Below are 17,700 nucleotides of genomic sequence, written 5' to 3' on the forward strand. Positions count from 1 at the left end.
TTATTTTTTGATCATAAAAAGCAAAAGACTCTTCAATTTCAGTTTTATGATGTAATTATTTTACCTGATTCTGACTATTTGTTCATCAATTTCAAAGAAATAATTACGAAATCGGAAATTTTGTCAAGTTAAATTTCCGTTAAAAATACAATATCCGGAAAATTTGTCCTATTTTTTTGTAAATTTAATAATTGAACAGTTTTTGCGATACAGTCATCGAATAAATGATTAAATAATTGATGGCATTAAGAAACTGAGCCTTAAAATTTGGTTTCTTGATGTTTTTTAAAGCTAAACTTAATATTAACCATTACCAAAAATATAAAAGATATGAACTTAAACCAATATACTGTAAAATCACAGGAAGCCATCCAGGCAGCACAACAGGTTGCTATGGAGCTGGGCAATCAAAGTATTGAACCTCAACATCTCCTTGAAGGAATTTTCCAGGTGGATGAAAATATATCGCCTTTCTTATTAAAGAAATCTGAAGCAGATGCCAACTTAGTAAGAGAGCGCAACCGTGAAAATTTAGAAAAACTTCCAAAAGTACAGGGAGGCAACATTTATCTTTCACAATCAGCCAACAAAGTATTACTGGATGCACCCAATATCGCTAAAAAGATGGGTGATGAATATGTAACAATTGAACATTTATGGTTATCACTTCTGGAAACCAGTTCTGAAGTATCCAAAATGCTGAAAGATATGGGGGTAACTAAAAACCTACTGGAAGGCGCTATCAAAGAATTAAGAAAAGGAAGCAAAGCAACTTCTGCAAGCTCAGAAGAAACCTATCAGTCTTTAAATAAATATGCTAAGAACTTCAACGAGCTGGCAGCGGAAGGGAAACTGGATCCTGTAATCGGGCGAGATGAAGAAATCAGAAGGGTTTTACAGATTCTCTCCAGAAGAACTAAAAACAATCCAATCTTAATTGGGGAACCGGGTGTAGGTAAAACAGCAATTGCTGAAGGAATTGCCCATAGAATCATCAGCGGTGATGTTCCGGAAAACCTTATGGATAAAACTTTATTCTCATTGGATATGGGAGCATTGATCGCCGGAGCAAAATACAAAGGTGAGTTTGAAGAGCGTCTGAAATCTGTGGTGAATGAGGTTATCAAATCTGACGGACAGATTATTCTTTTCATTGATGAGATCCATACTTTAGTAGGAGCCGGTGGTGGTGAAGGAGCAATGGATGCTGCCAACATTTTAAAACCCGCTTTAGCAAGAGGAGAATTAAGAGCGATAGGAGCCACTACGCTGAATGAATATCAAAAATATTTTGAAAAAGATAAAGCCTTAGAAAGACGTTTCCAGAAAGTAATGGTGGAAGAACCGGATACAGAATCTGCTATTTCTATCCTTCGTGGTATTAAAGATAAATATGAAGCCCACCACAAAGTAAGAATTAAAGATGAAGCAATTATCGCTGCGGTAGAAATGTCTCAAAGATATATTTCAGACCGTTTTTTACCGGACAAAGCGATTGACCTTATTGATGAGGCTTCCGCAAAACTGAGAATGGAAATCAATTCAAAGCCGGAAGAACTGGACGTTCTGGACAGAAAACTGATGCAGCTGGAAATTGAATTAGCAGCCATTTCAAGAGAAGGGAATCAGACAAAAATTGATCACCTGAAGGAAGATATTGCAAAAATTTCTGAACAAAGAAATGAGATCAATGCCAAATGGCTGAAAGAAAAACAGAAAAGTGAAGATCTTACCCAGATCAAAAAAGATATTGAATCTCTGAAACATGAAGCAGAAAGAGCTTCCAGAGCCGGAGACTATGCCAAAGTAGCGGAAATCCAATACGGAAAACTCCGTGAAAAAGAGGAAGAACTCACCAAGATGGAGCTGGAAATGCAGAACCATCAGAATGAGCTGATCAAAGAAGAGGTTACGGCCGAAAACATCTCTGAAGTAATTGGTAAATGGACAGGTATTCCTGTAACCAAGTTACTGCAGTCTGAAAGAGATAAATTATTGAATCTTGAATCTGAGCTGCATCACAGAGTGGTAGGACAAGACGAAGCCATTCAGGCGGTTGCAGATGCTATCAGAAGAAACAGAGCCGGGTTAAGCGATGATAAGAAACCTATCGGATCCTTCTTATTCCTGGGAACAACCGGAGTAGGTAAAACCGAGCTGGCAAAAGCATTAGCAGAATTCTTATTCGATGATGAAAACAATATGACCAGAATTGATATGAGTGAATATCAGGAGCGTCACAGTGTTTCAAGATTGGTAGGAGCGCCTCCGGGATATGTAGGATATGATGAAGGCGGGCAGCTGACCGAAGCCGTGAGAAGAAGACCTTATTCCGTAGTACTTCTGGACGAGATTGAAAAAGCACATCCAGATGTTTTCAACACCTTACTTCAGGTTTTGGATGATGGACGTCTTACAGATAATAAAGGGCGCGTAGTGAATTTCAAGAATTCAATTATCATTATGACCTCGAATTTAGGTTCCCACCTTATTCAGGAAAATTTTGAGAATCTTACGGAGGAAAACCAGGATGAAATTGTGGATAAAACAAAAGATGAAGTTTTTGATCTTTTAAAACAAACCCTACGTCCGGAATTCCTGAACAGAATTGATGAAATTGTACTGTTCCAGCCTTTAAGAAAAAAAGAAATCGGAAAAATCGTTCAGTATCAGTTGAGAGGATTCAATGAAATGTTATCTAAACGAAACATCATTATGACATTCACTCAGGATGCGGTAGATTATCTGATGAATAAAGGTTATGATCCTGCTTTTGGAGCAAGACCATTGAAAAGAGTAATCCAACAGGAAGTATTAAATAAACTTTCTAAAGAAATCCTTGCAGGAAATGTAAACGATGGAGACAGAATCACGCTGGATTATTTTGTAGAAACAGGTTTGGTTTTCAGACCTACTGAGCAATAAATAGTTTTTTTCATATACATTATTTTTGTGAATAAGTGCTGTAGAATGATCTGCAGCACTTATTTTTTTTACATTTTTTCCTTTACTAGTGAAATATTATTATATTTACGATACAAATCAACTAATAACTCAAACAAAATCAGAATGAAAAAGTTAAAAAGAAACGAATTAAAGAAAATTGAAGGCGGACTCATTCAATCCATGATAGTCTGTGACGAGAACTGGAACTGCCCCATCGGCCTTTGCTGCACAGCAGGACTGATCTGCAGGGATCCAAAAGATTACGGATGCATTTAATTAATATAAACGGAGATTTTCTCCGTTTTTTTTGGCTGAATCAGCGCCTCCTTCCTGCAAAACCTCTATCCCATCCATACAATCCGTAAAAACACGGTAAAAATAACAGGGTAATTCCCAATTCATGAATACATTTTCTAGAATATTTTTTACGAGATTTGCATATTAATTGAGTTTTACCGTAAAACACTAAGCTATGAATACAGAATCAAACAACCCACTACAACCCGGGATCATGTCAAACAGTCTTATCCAGGCTCTGATCGACAATTACCGTCAAAATCATCTAAGTGCTATTAATACCACTTTGGGAATAGAAGACGCACATTCCATTTGGTTTGATCTTCCTAAATTAAAAAGCTTTATTGCAAAAATCGAAGAAGAAGCTGCGAAAGTAAATCCGGCAACCTCTCAAGAAGATCTTGGAATCAGATTTTATTATGCAACTTATCCGAAATCAGAAAACTGGTCTATGATGGATTCTCATCCTGTTCCTGAGGAATATGCGGGAAAACATACACTGGTAATGATTCCTACTCTGAAAAAAACAAATGAAACAGGGGAGTTTCACGATTATGATTTCAATCCCTTCCAGAATACTGGAGGAAGTTCTTTAGCTTTAAATTTCCTCTCTGCCAAAGGTGCCGGAGAAGATGATGATGATGATACTCTCGGAGAGAATAACGGAGTCCTTATTCCACCCAAAACACCTATAGGCGAGTCTTTCTAATTGTAATATATATACTTAACACACTGTATGACAGAGTTCCAGGAATTTGCACAAAAAAGTCTGCTTTGGGCTGAAGGACTTGCTGCAGTCATCGCTCTTTTCCACTATAACCGTTTAAAAGGACAACATTGGAAGTTTTTTGTGTTTTATCTGGTATTTATTTTTCTTGGGGAAGCGTATGGTAAATGGGGAAGTTTTGTCCATTTTACCAAAGCTCAGTATTATAACTACCTTTTAATGCCGATCCAGTTTATATTTTTTTACTGGTTATATGCTGCAAAATCTTTGGGAAAGCCCAAATTATTTTGGATAATATCCATTTTATATCTCCTTTCATTTATTCCCAATGAATTATATTTTGCCAAAAGTAAAATTGTATTTGCTTTCAACTATACGTTTGGCTGCCTTATTCTGATGCTTTTGGTAATAATGGAGTATTACAAACAAATTACTTCACAAGAGATTCTCAATTTCAATAAAAACAAAATGTTTTATATTAATCTTGGGATTACGCTATCCTATATAGGAACATTACCTTTCATGGCATTTTTATCACTTCTGGTAAAATACAAGGAAATTTGGGATATCTATTTTAGTTATTTTCTACTCTCAGTTTCAGTGATGTATATCTTATTTGCAAGTTCATTTATATGGGGAAAACAGAGCTCTTAATAGTTATCATTCTATTCAACATACTTTTTGTAATGTTTGTAACAGCCGTATTGGTATATATCCGAAGTTACAGACAGCGCAAAAAAGAATATCTGAATGAAATCGAGATGAAAAATGAAATTCATCAGAGAGAGCTCCTGGCTACCCAATTGGAAATCCAGCAGGCTACCATGCAGCAGATCGGCAGGGAACTGCATGACAACATTGGCCAAAAGCTTACCCTGGTAAGTCTCTATATACAGCAGATGCTGTATGAAAATAAAGTATCCGAAGCCAGTGAAAGAATTGATCAGGTTTCCCAGATTATTAATCAATCTCTACAGGATCTTCGAAGCCTGTCTAAAACATTAACGGATGACAATATCAACCAGAAGGAAATTGTAACGCTGATACAGGAAGAAGTAGATAACACCAATTCCTTTAAAAAATGTCATGTAAGTTTTGAGCACAATTTTAAACAACTGGATTTAGGCTTTGTTCATAAAAATGTCCTTCTGAGAATTACTCAGGAGTTTATTCAGAACAGTATAAAACATTCCCGCTGTAAAAATATTCTTATCAGCCTGAATACTTCCGAAGATATCCTTTGGGAACTTAATATTCAAGATGACGGAATCGGGTTTGATACCTCAGAAATCAAATCCAACGGAATAGGTTTGACCAATATGAAAAACAGAGCTGAAATTATAGGAGCACGTTTTCGTATGGAAAGCCAGGAAAATAAGGGAACTCAAATCAATATTATCTTAAAAAAACAGTCATGAAAAAAACTATTGTAATTGTTGACGACCACATACTTATTGCAAAAGCCCTGGAAGGGATTATTGGTAATTTCAGTGAATTTGAAGTAATCTATGTAAGTGAAAACGGAAAAGACCTCATCCAAAAATTTGAAGAAGGCAATGCAATTCCCGATATTATTCTCCTGGATATCAGTATGCCGATTATGGATGGTTTTGAAACCGCAGTCTGGCTTACAAAAAATCATCCTGATGTTAAAATTATGGCGCTCAGTATGCAGGGAGACGACAACAGTGTGATTAAGATGATCAAAAGCGGCGCAAAAGGTTATCTTCTAAAAAATACCCATCCAAGAGATCTGGAAACCGCTCTCACCCGACTCAACAGTGATGGTTTCTTTTATCCGGACTGGGCTTCCAAAATCATATTCTCTAACCTTAATAAAGAAACAGAATCTGAGATTGCCATAAAAATTTCCGACAGAGAAAAAGAATTCCTGAAATATACTGTAACGGAACTCAGCTATAAGGAAATTGCAGACAGAATGTGCTGCAGCCCAAGAACAGTGGAAAGCTACCGTGATCAGCTTTGTGAAAAACTGGATCTGAAAACACGTGTAGGACTGGCTGTTTTTGCCATTAAAAATGGTTTTGCAAATTAAGTTTTTTGCCATTAAAAAATTCTTATAAAAATAAATTTAAACGAAAAGTATCAATGTAAAACAAGTAAAATCAAAAAACACATTAGTAAATTTCGTAAAATTGATTAAAATTCAATACATTTTAAAAAATATTGAATTAAAACCACCAAACAATAACAAAAAATAAAGATTCTTTAAAGAAATTTAAAAAACACTTGCATATCAATTTCAAATAATATAATTTCACATCCTCAACCTAAATGATTTTGATATGAAAAAACTATTATTTGGAGCTTTTATGCTCAGTGTAATGGCTGCGTGTAACAATGACAGCATCACCAATCAAAACGAAAACACAACTGACGAACCCACAACTTCTGCCAGTTTAGCTCAAAGAGGCTGCGCTTCTGAGGAAATCAGACAGGAAGCATTGAAAAAAAGCCCTGAACTTCAACAAAGATTTGCTGCACTGGAAGCCAATACAGAGAAATTTGCCAATGATCTGAAATTCGGAAAAGTTCTTGCAGACGGTACGGTAGAAATTCCGGTGGTGGTAAATGTGATATACAAAACTACAGCTGAAAACGTTTCTGATGCAAGAATTGCTGAGCAAATTGCAGTATTGAATGCAGACTATACAGGCACGAACAGTGATGTTAATAAAATTCCAACCGAATTCCAACCCGTAAGTTCTGGGGATACAAAAGTAAAATTCAGACTCGTAAACACCGTTAGAAAATCCACTTCAAAAACCAGCTGGGCAACTAATGATGATATGAAAAAAGCTTCTAAAGGAGGAATTGATGCCACTAACCCTACCAATTATCTAAACTTATGGGTTGTAGGCAAAATGACCAGCCAGGGACGCACAATTCTTGGATATGCCACTTTCCCGGAATCTTCAGGATTATGGAATGATGGTGTTGTAATAGCCGCTCCATATTTTGGAAAAACAGGAGCTTCATCTCCTTTCAACCTGGGAAGAACAGCAACGCATGAAGTAGGTCATTACTTAAACTTAAGACATATCTGGGGAGATGCTAATTGCGGAAATGACCAGGTAAGCGATACTCCTACGCAAACTACTGCCAATTACGGAAAACCTTCTTATCCACTTTACAACACTTGCAGTGGTGTACAAAGATCTGTAATGTTTATGAACTACATGGATTATGTAGATGATGCAGCAATGTTTATGTTCTCTGCAGGACAAAAAACAAGAATGCAGTCTGTAGTAGCCTCTTCTGGTGCAAGATCAGGATTAAGAGTGTACTAAAATATTTTTTTTATATAATTTAAATCTATCTCAGCTTTGAGATAGATTTTTTTTATGCTTCTACTTTACTTAAACTTCAGGAATATAACAATAAAAGGTATTAAAACCACAAATCCTACAGGAGCATTGAAGAGAATACGATAATAAATCTACCGCTTTTAAAGATCATTCACAACCTGCTTTAATGTAAAAAATATTCTATAAATAATAGAAAAACAATAAAATTATTTAAATTTAAAATACACTTAAATGTGAAATATAAAACAAATAAATAAAATTAACTAAAATTCAACACAATGTTATTTTATTTGATTTTAATTCAAACAAAACAATGATAATTTAAACATTTATCAAACATTTTAAGAAAAACCTTGCATATTAATTTCAAATAATATAATTTCACACCCTCAACCAAATTATATTATAACGATATGAAAAAATTCCTATTTGGAGCCCTAGTTCTGGGCTTTATGTCGGCGTGTAACACTGACAATTTAACCAATCAAAATGAAACTCCGCCCACTCAGGAGCCTGCTACCGGAAGCGCGCTTAAAAGAAGCTGCCCTTCTGAAGAATTGAGAGCTAAAATGTTACAAAAAGATCCTTCATTACGCTTAAAAGCAGAAGAAATCGAATCGCGTACCCAAAGCTTCATCAATGACCTGAAAGTAGGAAAAGTTCTTGCAGATGGAACTGTTGAAATCCCGGTTGTTTTCAATGTAATCTATAACACTTCTACGCAAAATGTTTCTGATGCAAGAATTGCAGAGCAAATTGCCGTACTCAATGCTGACTATGGAGGAACCAATTCTGACGTTACAAAAATTCCTTCTGCATTTCAGCCTTCAGCAGCAGGCGATGTAAAAATCCGTTTCAAATTAGTGGCAACCAACCGTAAGCAGAGCACAAAAACAGGTTGGAGATCTGATCTAGAACAGATGAAAAAAGCCAGTACAGGAGGGATTGATGCTACTGATGTAACTAAAAACATGAATATTTGGGTTGTCAATTCAATACTTGACGAAAACAACCAACCTGGAACTTTAGGCTACGCTTATTACCCGGAAAATGCAGGACAATGGTATGACGGTCTTGTAATAGGTTACCAGTACATAGGAAAAACAGGTGCTTCTGCTCCGTTCAATTTAGGAAGAACAGTAACTCACGAAGTAGGACACTACCTAAACCTTCCACACCTTTGGGGATCTTCTGATGCAGGATGCCAGACAGATTACTCTAATGACACACCTACTTCTCCTGGCCCTAACTACGGTAATCCTACCTATCCTCTAAACAGAGTTTGTGGAGGAGTAAGCCGCTCTCAGATGTTCATGAACTATATGGATTATGTAGATGACAAATCTATGTTTATGTTCTCGGCTAATCAAAAAACAAGAATGCAGGCTGTAGTAGCTGCATCCGGACCTAGAGCTGGATTAAGATAATCAACAGCCTCATCCGAATATTATAAAAATATTAAAATAGTCTATCTCAATTTTTGGGATAGATTTTTTTAATATTTTTACCCGATTTAAATTTCAGCACCACTACGATGAAAAAAATAGCACTAGCATCAGGAATACTATTGCACTTACACTGTATTAAAGCGCAGGATACTATCCAGGTCCGGAATCTCAAGGAAGATCTTACATTACTTAGTTCAGTTGATCCCATCCAGCAGAAAACTCCTTTTTTCCAAAAAGAATGGGTTAAAAAATCAGTAGCTCCAGCCCTTCTTTTTACAGCGGCCGCTGCAACATGGGGAGAAAAAGAGAATATTCGTGAGGTAAGAAACCGATATCTTCCCAACTTCAAAGTTAAGTATGATGATTATCTTCAATATGCTCCGGCCGTTGCTGTTTATGGATTAAAATTAGCAGGCGTAAAAGGAAGGAATAATCTTGGAAGGGCCACCTTATCTTATGGGACGAGTTTAGCTATTATGGCTATTTTAGTCAATTCTATTAAATATACAACAAAAGTTGAACGCCCGGATGGCTCTAAAAACAATTCTTTTCCTTCAGGACATGCGGCCATGGCATTTACGAATGCTAGCTTTCTACACAAGGAATATGGAATGGTAAATCCGGCTTACAGTATTGCAGGGTATGGCTCTGCTACGATTACAGGACTCGGAAGAAATTTAAATAACAGACACTGGGTTCCTGATATTCTTGCTGGTGCCGGTATTGGAATTATATCCACAGAACTAGGATATTTTTTTATTGATAAGATTTATAAAAATAAGGGTGATAATTTAAGTATATTATCCAGGATACAAGGAAACGATTATCCTTCCTTTCTTGCTCTAAAGTCAGGGATAGCACTAGGTACAACCAACTTCCTGAGAGAATCTGAACTGGATGACAAAAAGCAAAACGGTTTTGAGGGCGGATTGGAAGGCGCTTATTTCTTTTCAAAAAAATGGGGTGTGGGTGCAGATATAACTTTCAGCAGCTTCCCAATTAAATCTCAAAGAATAACCATTGATGACGGGCAGGATTTTGGCAACCATGAATTAAAAACACAATCCATGGGCTTCCTGTCTGCAGGCATTGGCCCTTATTTCTCTCATGAGTTCTCAGACAAATGGCAGCTCATGGTAAAGCTAACCGGAGGATATGCTGCAACTGCCAGTGGAAAAGTATTTGTAAAAGGAGATGATATTGATGCTCCAAATCACGAGCTTCAGATTGCCAGATATAAACCTAAACCAGCTTTCCGCTGGAATACAGGAGCTTCTATGACCTACAAATTCAATCCGGGAGTAGGCCTTACCTTTTATACAGATTATAATCAGATCAACTCTACAATCCGTTACCAGTTCAGTGATGAGATTAAAGACAGTGATGAACTGGATCAGGAACTTAACAACATGATTGCCAAAGAAAAAATCAGCTATATCACCTTAGGTTTACGATTAACTGCTTATTTTTAAAATACAAAAGCCTTCAATTCTGAAGGCTTTTCTTTTATAATTTTTTGTAATTATCTTCCGGGGTATAATCCATAAACAGATCTCCATCCAACTGTACAGACTTTACTTTCTTTTTAATAGGAATTACCAGATCCGTAAGTTTCTGATCTTTTTCCCAGACAGAAGGTGAGAAATGCAGTTTCTCTGTAGTTCCGTCTTCATAGGCTAATATAGCATCAAACGGAATGGCAAATCCCCCAACATTAGCTACGTTTATAGTAAGCATATCATTCATCTGGGAAGCTCCGGTTACTTTTAAATCAATATAATTATTGGTATAAAACCAATTCTGGAAGAACCAGTTCAGGTTTTTCCCTGAGCCGGTATTCATAGAATTGAAATAATCCCATGGAACAGGGTGCTTTCCATTCCAGTTGTCCATATAATGATGTAATGCTTTTTTGAATAATTCGTCTCCCAGATAATCTTTCAGAGCCAGATAAGACAAAGAAGATTTCACATAGGAATTGTTTCCATATCCTGCTCCACTCACCTGGGTGCTCATTGTAATAACGGGCTGATCCTGTTCTGCAGATGCATCATTAATCCATCTTTTAACACGGAAGTTTTTATAAAATTCTTTGGCAGCAGCTTCTCCGTTTTCATCAATTCCAATCAGATATTCCAGCGTGGTAGCCCATCCTTCATCCATGAATGCATATCTTGTCTCATTGATTCCCATGTAAAAAGGGAAATAGGTATGGGCAATTTCATGATCTGCAGTCAGTCTTGCATCCTGAAGGTCATCAGGAATACTGGTATCATTGATCATCATTGGATATTCCATATCTGCATATCCCTGAATTGCTGTCATTACATTGTAAGGATATTCTACGCCCGGCCAGTTTTTCGAGAACCAATCCAGATTATAGCGCATCCAGTCTACATAATGTTCAAAATCTTTAGCTCCTGATTTATATCCGGCCTGAACGCTGGCTCTTTTTGTTTTTAACTGTACGCTGGCAGCATCCCAAACATAATGGTTGCTCATCGCAAAACAAAAATCTGTAATATGACTGGCTTTAAACTTCCAGACATTCCATTTATTCTGCTTTGTTACTTTTCCGGATTTCATTTCCTGCTCTGTAGCAACATGCATCAGCTTGTCGCTTTTTAAGGAAGCTTTATATCTTTTTAAATATTCCGGCTGAAGTACAGCTTCCGGATTCAGAAAATCTCCGGTAGCCCAGACTACATAATTTTTGGGTGCCGTGATGGCAAAACTATAGTCATTAAAATCATTATAAAACTCCTGTCTGTCTGAGTGCTGAAGCATATCCCACCCATTGTAATCATCATATACGGAAATTCTTGGAAAAGAATAGGCCACGTAGAATGTTTCAGGATCAATCTGCCCTTCTCTCTCGCTCTGTACTGATAATGGATATTCCCATTCTATTTTAACCTCAGCTTTCGACTTAGATTTTAAAGCTGATTTTAATTTTACTTTTTCAACGGTACTCCAGTCGTCACTGTCGATATCATATTTTACATTGTTTACGATGAAAGATTTAATCTTTAGCCCAGACGACAGAAAATCTTTGGATACAAATCCTGATCTTGGCGACTGTGGCTTGTGAAGATTATTCACAAATCGTATAGCAAGTTCATTAAGATTATCGGGACTGTTGTTGGTATAAACAATGGTTTCTTTTCCGTAAACCACCTTTGTACCGGCATCCACTTTCACCTCTACATTATACACTCCTTTATTCTGCCAGTAGTTTTTACCTGGTGCACCGGAGATGTCACGTGTTCCTGTTTCATATGCTTTTTTGATATTCCTCGGCATATACAATTCCTGAGCTGACAATTGCAGTAAAGAAACTGCCATCAGCATTCCGGAAAAAATTTTCTTCATAGCGATCTTTTTAAAGATAGGTATCAAAAATAGCGAAAATGTAACATCAGGCGATCATTCTTTAGTAACAATATTTTGTCGCAATTAACTTTTATATTAAAATATTCTATAATCTCTCCTGTTCGGCTGTCTTCTTGATTGTTTTTGCATTTTTAACGGATTGATTTCCAAAATTGAATTTCAATGCAAACGTTATTCCCTGGGTATCTGAATAATCAAGAAAATAATTATCCTGATTCGCATATTTTGTGCTGACTTTCTGACCCGTGGATCTGAAAATATCGGTAAAAATAAGACTGGCTTCCAGTTTTTTGCTGAAAAACTTTCTGTTCATTACAAAATAGGCTGACCAGAGAGAAGAAATTCTAAAGGTTCCCTGTATACCGGGTGAATAGTAGCGGTGCCCCATTTCCATTTTCCAATCGCTGTTTTTATCCAGAGTAAAGCTTGTAGAAATACTGGACACCCAGTTCCACACCTGATTTTTATACAGCATTCCGTCCGTTCCTTTGAAGTAGTTTTCATTGTGTTCCAGATTTTCAGAGAGGATGATATTCCACCATGGCTTCACCTGAAAGTTTTTATACAGGCTCAATCCGAAAGCTTCTCCTTTTTCAATATTGGTGAAATAATAAATGAGACTGTTGGTACTTGGTTCCTGATATGAAATTTCCATAGAGGGATATATTTCTTTTCGGTAATACAAATCCAGGTTCCAGTCTTTCCAGGAATAGGTAAGATTGAGATTATGGGTAATGGTTGCTTTCAATTTTGGATCTCCCTGATAATAGGAAAACAGGTTATAATAAGATTTCGCAGGATTCAGCCATGAATAGGAAGGTCTGCTGATCCTCTTTCCATAGGAGAACCCGAATTCCTGTTTATTTTCTGTGGTATACTGTGCGTAAAAAGTAGGAAAAAGTTTCCAATAGTTACTTTTATTCATTTCGTAGGGTTCGGAAACAATTCCTTCAAGATCTGTCATTTCTGCACGGAGTCCTCCTTTGAAACTCCATTTTCCAATATCATAAGCCAATGAAGAATACAGCGCAAAATTGTGTTCTTTATAATCGAAAATACTACTCTTTTCAGGACGGTATTGCAGGATTCCATTCTCATTGTCTGAGAAATCAAGCTGACTGTTTGTCTTTACAAAACTATACTTCGCTCCGGATTCCACCTCCAGTTTATCCGCTTTCCACTGATAATCCAGCTGGGTAGAATATAACTGAACATCTGCTTTATTATGGGTAAGAAAATTATCTTCTCCTGGCGGCTGCCCTGCAAAGTTCAGATAGGTGATCACATTCTGATATTTATCTGTATTATTTCCTGTAAAATAATTAATCCACGAAAGGCTGCTTTTCTTATTAAGCTTACGGTCTATCTGAAAACTTACAGAGTTATTGATGGAACGTGAACGATGGTCATTGATCGTGGTATAATTAGATTCTACAGCATCCTGTTGGTTATAGATGAGTGTAGGAACATTATAAATTCCGAAAGATTTTGGAGAAAAATACCCTGAGTAGTTGAGGCTGATATTGGTTAAACTATCCAATTCATATTCCGCATTAAAATTCAGGGTATTCTGGTTAGTGTTTTTATCCTTCCTGTTAATTGTACTTACCCATCGGGTTTGGCTCTCGGGATAGTTTACATAATCTGTTCCTTCCCGGTAGTACGTCCCCAGCCCTCTATAATAGCTTCCCATAAAGGAAAGTTTATCTTTTTTATAATATTGGGAAAGACCAAAAACTCCTTTCGCATATTGTGTCTGTATATATTTGGAGGAGAGAATTCCACGGTAGCCTTCGATTTTATTCTTTTTCAGTACAATATTCAGTACTGCACTGCCTGAGGCTTCATATTTTGCGGGCGGATTGGTAATTACTTCTACTGATTTCACCTCATCTCCCTGTGTATTTTCCAGAAGGTTCTTGAGTTCATCACCCGTCAGCATTACTTTTTTATCATTAATTGTTACCAGAATTCCGGTGCTCCCTTTTACACTCAATACACTATTATTGATGGTGACACTTGGTGTATTTTTTAAAATTTCCCAGGCATTGAGTGATGAAATATTACTGTTTTCCACATTAAATTCCAGGCGGTCTACTTTTCTTTTCACCAGCGGTTTACGTTTCGTCATAACCACTCCTTCTATTTCCTGTGATTCCTTTTTAAGAATGATATTCAGAGGTTCTGCTTCTTTCAGATCAAGTTTTTTCTCAAATAAAGAATATCCCTGATTTTTAACAACTAGTCTTACATCCTGCTCCGCAATATTTTCCAATACAAATTTTCCGTTATCATCCGTTTTTAATTCTTTGATTAATTCATTTTGAGCATTATATACTTCCACCTTTATGGATGAGAGTTTTTCATTATCGGTATTCATAATGGTTCCTCCAGGTTTTTGTTTCTGGGCAAAAATCAAGACTGGAAAACACAGTAAAAAAAGAATCTTATACATGGCTATTTTTTTATCCTACTCAACAAAACTGTAGTTCTGTTCTGCGGGTACAAAATTCTATATTGGCTATAAGAAATACGGTTAATAGAAGGTTAATGATGGGTTAATGTATTTTCTGTTATCAATATTCCCAAATTCAGAGGAATGGATTATGCTTTGTTTTTTACGATTTGAAACGATGGTTAATGGAAGGTTAATAATAAAATAATCACTTCCGGAAAACGCCTAAAGGTTTATCTTTGTTTTAATGATAGCCAAGAGTAAAATTCTGATTTCGGTTTTTGCCGCTCTGTTCCTGCTTTTACTGGGAATTCAGGTTTATTTTATGTACAAAACCTATCAGGTAAAAGAAAGAGATATCTACAGATCCGTGAATGACGGCCTTACTCATTACACGGACAACCTTGAGGATATCCAGGAAGCCAAAGAAAGGAATGATGATTCTCTTCAGGAAATCATTATACAATATCATAATAAGGAGATCAGTAAAAAAGATTTTTTACATTATTTCATAGAAAACAGAAAGTCAGCCAGAGAAAGACTGATCCATTATATCGAAAGCCGTTACCAGAAAGATGGTTATGAGATTTCCTCAAGAATACGATACCTTTCTATTGTACATCTTCCGGACAGCACTAAAGTAATCACAGAACCTATTGTTATTTTTGAAACACAAGATAAGATTAAAAACCCACATATTGCCAGTAACGGAAGTTGGGAAACGTCTACCACCAAAAGAAATGATTCAGATAAGGGCCATGTTGAGAAAAGGAATACTTTTCTTGTTAAAACCCAAACTGATTTTGAGATCAGAAATATAAAAAGTATTGTTTTCAAAGAGCTTACTCTATTGATCATTTGCTGTATTATACTGCTTTCAGGAGTTCTTTTGCTTTATATTTTCACGATCAGAAATCTGATTAAGCAGCAAAAGCAGGTAGAATTTCTCCATACCATTGTGGATAACATTTCGCACGAATTTAAAACTCCGATCGCTACGTTAAAAATAGCATCAAAGGCATTAAAAAAAGAATGGAATCCGGAAACACTTCCTCTGGTTGACCGTCAGATTTCACGGCTTGAAAGTCTGATGTTTCAGCTTCATAAGGATGAAATACCGGATGAAATGATTAAAATACAACCTGAGGACTGGAACTTTTTCATTCAGGATCTTTCTGTTACGTATCCTGATATTGATTTTAACCTTGAAAATGCAATTTCACAAAATCTTCCTTTTGATAAAAACCTGATGGAAACAGTGATTAAAAACCTTTGTGAAAACAGTGTAAAATATGGGGCATCTGCTGTTAAAGTAAACATCAGCAGCTCTTCTCAACAATTGGAAATCAAAGTTTCGGATAACGGACAGGGCATGGAAACGAAAGAACTGAACAACATTTTTGAAAAATTCTACAGAATACAGAACAACAATATCCACAACAGCAAAGGGCTTGGACTGGGGCTTTATTTTGTGAAGAAAATCATTGCCAATTATGGTGGAAAAATACATGTTTCAAGCCAGCTTAATTTGGGTAGCACTTTTACAATATCAATTCCTTATGAAAACTAAAATCCTTCTGGCTGAAGATGATCCGGATTTCGGAATGATTCTGAAGCAGTATCTTGAATTGGAAGATTTTGAAGTCAGCTGGTTTCAGAATCCTGAAGATGTAGTCCCATTACTTCAATCTGATTTTTCTTTTCAAATGGGAATTCTGGATGTTATGATGCCAAACATTGACGGTTTTTCTCTGGCTAAAATAATTTTAAAGGAGAGGAATAATTTTCCCCTGTTATTTTTAACGGCTAAAAATCAAAAAATAGACCGCCTTACCGGATTGAAAATAGGTGCAGACGATTATATTGCCAAACCCTGTGATCCTGAAGAGCTTGTTTTACGGATTAAAAATATCCTGAAGAGAAGCCTTCCGGCTGTTACAGAAACTCAAATAAGAATTGGAGAATTTTCACTGGATACTACCAAACTTTTGCTATCACATCCTAACGGAAATAACCGGTTAACCATACGTGAACAGGAGCTGCTCCTGTATCTTCTGAAACACAATCGTACAATCATCACCAGAGATAATATTCTGGACAATCTTTGGGAAACCAATGATTATTTTACCGGAAGAAGTCTTGATGTGTTTATCAGCAGGCTTCGTAAGTATTTCAATAGTGATCCTAAAATAAAAATCCAATCCCTGAGAGGAATTGGATTTGAGATTGATTTTCCAACCAATTGATTTTTTATAACGACAGGTTCACAATCACAGGGAAATGATCTGATGGATACAAAAGATTTTCCCTTCTGTCATTGATATGTCGGTGAGATTTTATTCTAAAGCCTTGCGTAAAAATATAATCAATTCTATCCTTTGGAACTTCATTGACGTTGAAGCCTGTAAACGTTCCTACCGGGCCATAATGTTTGGTTTCGGAATGATAAAAAGTATCTTTCATATGCTGGGAAAGAATTTTAATCGGCTCCGAATCATCTGTCAGGTTAAAATCTCCGCTTAAAGCTACCGGAAGATTCTTTGGATTCAGTTCTTTGATTTTTTTCAGAATGAGTTCTGAAGATTTTACTCTGGCTACATTTCCTACATGATCAAAGTGAAGATTCATGGCAAGGAATTCTTTTTTTGATTTTTTATCTTTAAATACAGCATAAGTACAGATTCTGTTCAATGCAGCATCCCAGCCTTTTGAAGGTTTTTCCGGAGTTTCAGACAGCCAGAATGTCCCTGATTTTACCACTTCAAGTTTATTGGTATCATAAAAAATAGCAGAAAATTCGCCCTTTTCTTTACCATCATCTCTTCCTACGCCTATATAGTCATAGTTCTTTAATCCTGTTTTAATATCTTTCATCTGTTCCGGAAGCGCTTCCTGTACTCCGAAATAATCAGGATGATAATAGGTTAGTAAATCTGCAACATCCTGCTTTCTTTTAGGCCAGGCGTTGTCTTTATCAGATTCAACATTTAATCTGATATTGAAACTCATTACGGTAAGGTCCTGTGAAAATCCTAATGCAAAAAGCATCAGAAATATCATTGAAAATCTGAAATTCATCTATTATTTTATCAGTAAGAGACAAAA

General features: G+C 36.3%; 14 protein-coding genes. 11 read left to right on the forward strand and 3 right to left on the reverse strand.

The window, feature by feature from the left end; genetic code table 11:
* Positions 1 to 330 precede the first annotated feature (330 nt).
* The 9 genes from clpB (at position 331) to JOE44_RS14220 (ending at position 10,219) form a co-directional block, all read left to right on the forward strand.
* Positions 331 to 2,925 carry an ATP-dependent chaperone ClpB gene (gene clpB, locus JOE44_RS14180; protein WP_209786075.1) on the forward strand — a complete coding sequence of 865 codons (2,595 nt, stop codon included), beginning with the start codon at positions 331 to 333 and terminating at the stop codon, positions 2,923 to 2,925.
* A 144-nt stretch (positions 2,926 to 3,069) separates the two neighbouring features.
* Positions 3,070 to 3,222 carry a hypothetical protein gene (locus JOE44_RS14185; RefSeq protein WP_209786076.1) on the forward strand — a complete coding sequence of 51 codons (153 nt, stop codon included), beginning with the start codon at positions 3,070 to 3,072 and terminating at the stop codon, positions 3,220 to 3,222.
* 196 nt (positions 3,223 to 3,418) lie between these two features.
* Positions 3,419 to 3,952 carry a hypothetical protein gene (locus JOE44_RS14190; protein ID WP_209786077.1) on the forward strand — a complete coding sequence of 178 codons (534 nt, stop codon included), beginning with the start codon at positions 3,419 to 3,421 and terminating at the stop codon, positions 3,950 to 3,952.
* Between the two features lie 27 nt (positions 3,953 to 3,979).
* On the forward strand, positions 3,980 to 4,624 hold the full coding sequence (locus JOE44_RS14195) for a hypothetical protein (RefSeq protein WP_209786078.1): 645 nt from the start codon (positions 3,980 to 3,982) through the stop codon (positions 4,622 to 4,624).
* A 32-nt stretch (positions 4,625 to 4,656) separates the two neighbouring features.
* Positions 4,657 to 5,388, forward strand: coding sequence for an ATP-binding protein (locus JOE44_RS14200; protein ID WP_245169787.1), 732 nt, complete (start codon positions 4,657 to 4,659; stop codon positions 5,386 to 5,388).
* On the forward strand, positions 5,385 to 6,026 hold the full coding sequence (locus tag JOE44_RS14205) for a response regulator transcription factor (RefSeq protein WP_105684606.1): 642 nt from the start codon (positions 5,385 to 5,387) through the stop codon (positions 6,024 to 6,026). The genes JOE44_RS14200 and JOE44_RS14205 overlap by 4 nt, the downstream gene beginning before the upstream one ends.
* Positions 6,027 to 6,276: 250 nt before the next feature.
* Positions 6,277 to 7,281: a zinc metalloprotease gene (locus JOE44_RS14210; RefSeq protein ID WP_209786080.1), complete on the forward strand. Its 1,005-nt coding sequence runs from the start codon at positions 6,277 to 6,279 to the stop codon at positions 7,279 to 7,281.
* Positions 7,282 to 7,712: 431 nt separating this feature from the next.
* Positions 7,713 to 8,726: a zinc metalloprotease gene (locus tag JOE44_RS14215; protein WP_209786081.1), complete on the forward strand. Its 1,014-nt coding sequence runs from the start codon at positions 7,713 to 7,715 to the stop codon at positions 8,724 to 8,726.
* Positions 8,727 to 8,833: 107 nt separating this feature from the next.
* Positions 8,834 to 10,219: a phosphatase PAP2 family protein gene (locus tag JOE44_RS14220; RefSeq protein WP_209786082.1), complete on the forward strand. Its 1,386-nt coding sequence runs from the start codon at positions 8,834 to 8,836 to the stop codon at positions 10,217 to 10,219.
* A gap of 34 nt (positions 10,220 to 10,253) precedes the next feature.
* On the opposite strand, the gene JOE44_RS14225 is transcribed toward JOE44_RS14220, so the two are convergent.
* Positions 10,254 to 12,119, reverse strand: coding sequence for a M1 family metallopeptidase (locus JOE44_RS14225; RefSeq protein WP_209786083.1), 1,866 nt, complete (start codon positions 12,117 to 12,119; stop codon positions 10,254 to 10,256).
* A 106-nt stretch (positions 12,120 to 12,225) separates the two neighbouring features.
* Positions 12,226 to 14,595: an outer membrane beta-barrel family protein gene (locus JOE44_RS14230; protein WP_209786084.1), complete on the reverse strand. Its 2,370-nt coding sequence runs from the start codon at positions 14,593 to 14,595 to the stop codon at positions 12,226 to 12,228.
* Positions 14,596 to 14,842: 247 nt separating this feature from the next.
* Between JOE44_RS14230 and JOE44_RS14235 the strand changes: the two genes are divergently transcribed.
* Both JOE44_RS14235 and JOE44_RS14240 read left to right on the forward strand, forming a co-directional pair.
* Positions 14,843 to 16,165, forward strand: coding sequence for a HAMP domain-containing sensor histidine kinase (locus tag JOE44_RS14235; protein ID WP_209786085.1), 1,323 nt, complete (start codon positions 14,843 to 14,845; stop codon positions 16,163 to 16,165).
* Positions 16,155 to 16,841 carry a response regulator transcription factor gene (locus JOE44_RS14240; protein WP_209786086.1) on the forward strand — a complete coding sequence of 229 codons (687 nt, stop codon included), beginning with the start codon at positions 16,155 to 16,157 and terminating at the stop codon, positions 16,839 to 16,841. Before JOE44_RS14235 ends, JOE44_RS14240 begins: the two co-directional genes overlap by 11 nt.
* Positions 16,842 to 16,845: 4 nt before the next feature.
* Here JOE44_RS14240 and JOE44_RS14245 read toward each other — a convergent pair whose 3' ends face one another.
* On the reverse strand, positions 16,846 to 17,673 hold the full coding sequence (locus JOE44_RS14245; RefSeq protein WP_209786087.1) for an endonuclease/exonuclease/phosphatase family protein: 828 nt from the start codon (positions 17,671 to 17,673) through the stop codon (positions 16,846 to 16,848).
* Positions 17,674 to 17,700: the final 27 nt, after the last annotated feature.

Source organism: Chryseobacterium sp. PvR013 (assembly GCF_017833095.1).
Lineage (GTDB): Bacteria > Bacteroidota > Bacteroidia > Flavobacteriales > Weeksellaceae > Chryseobacterium > Chryseobacterium culicis_A.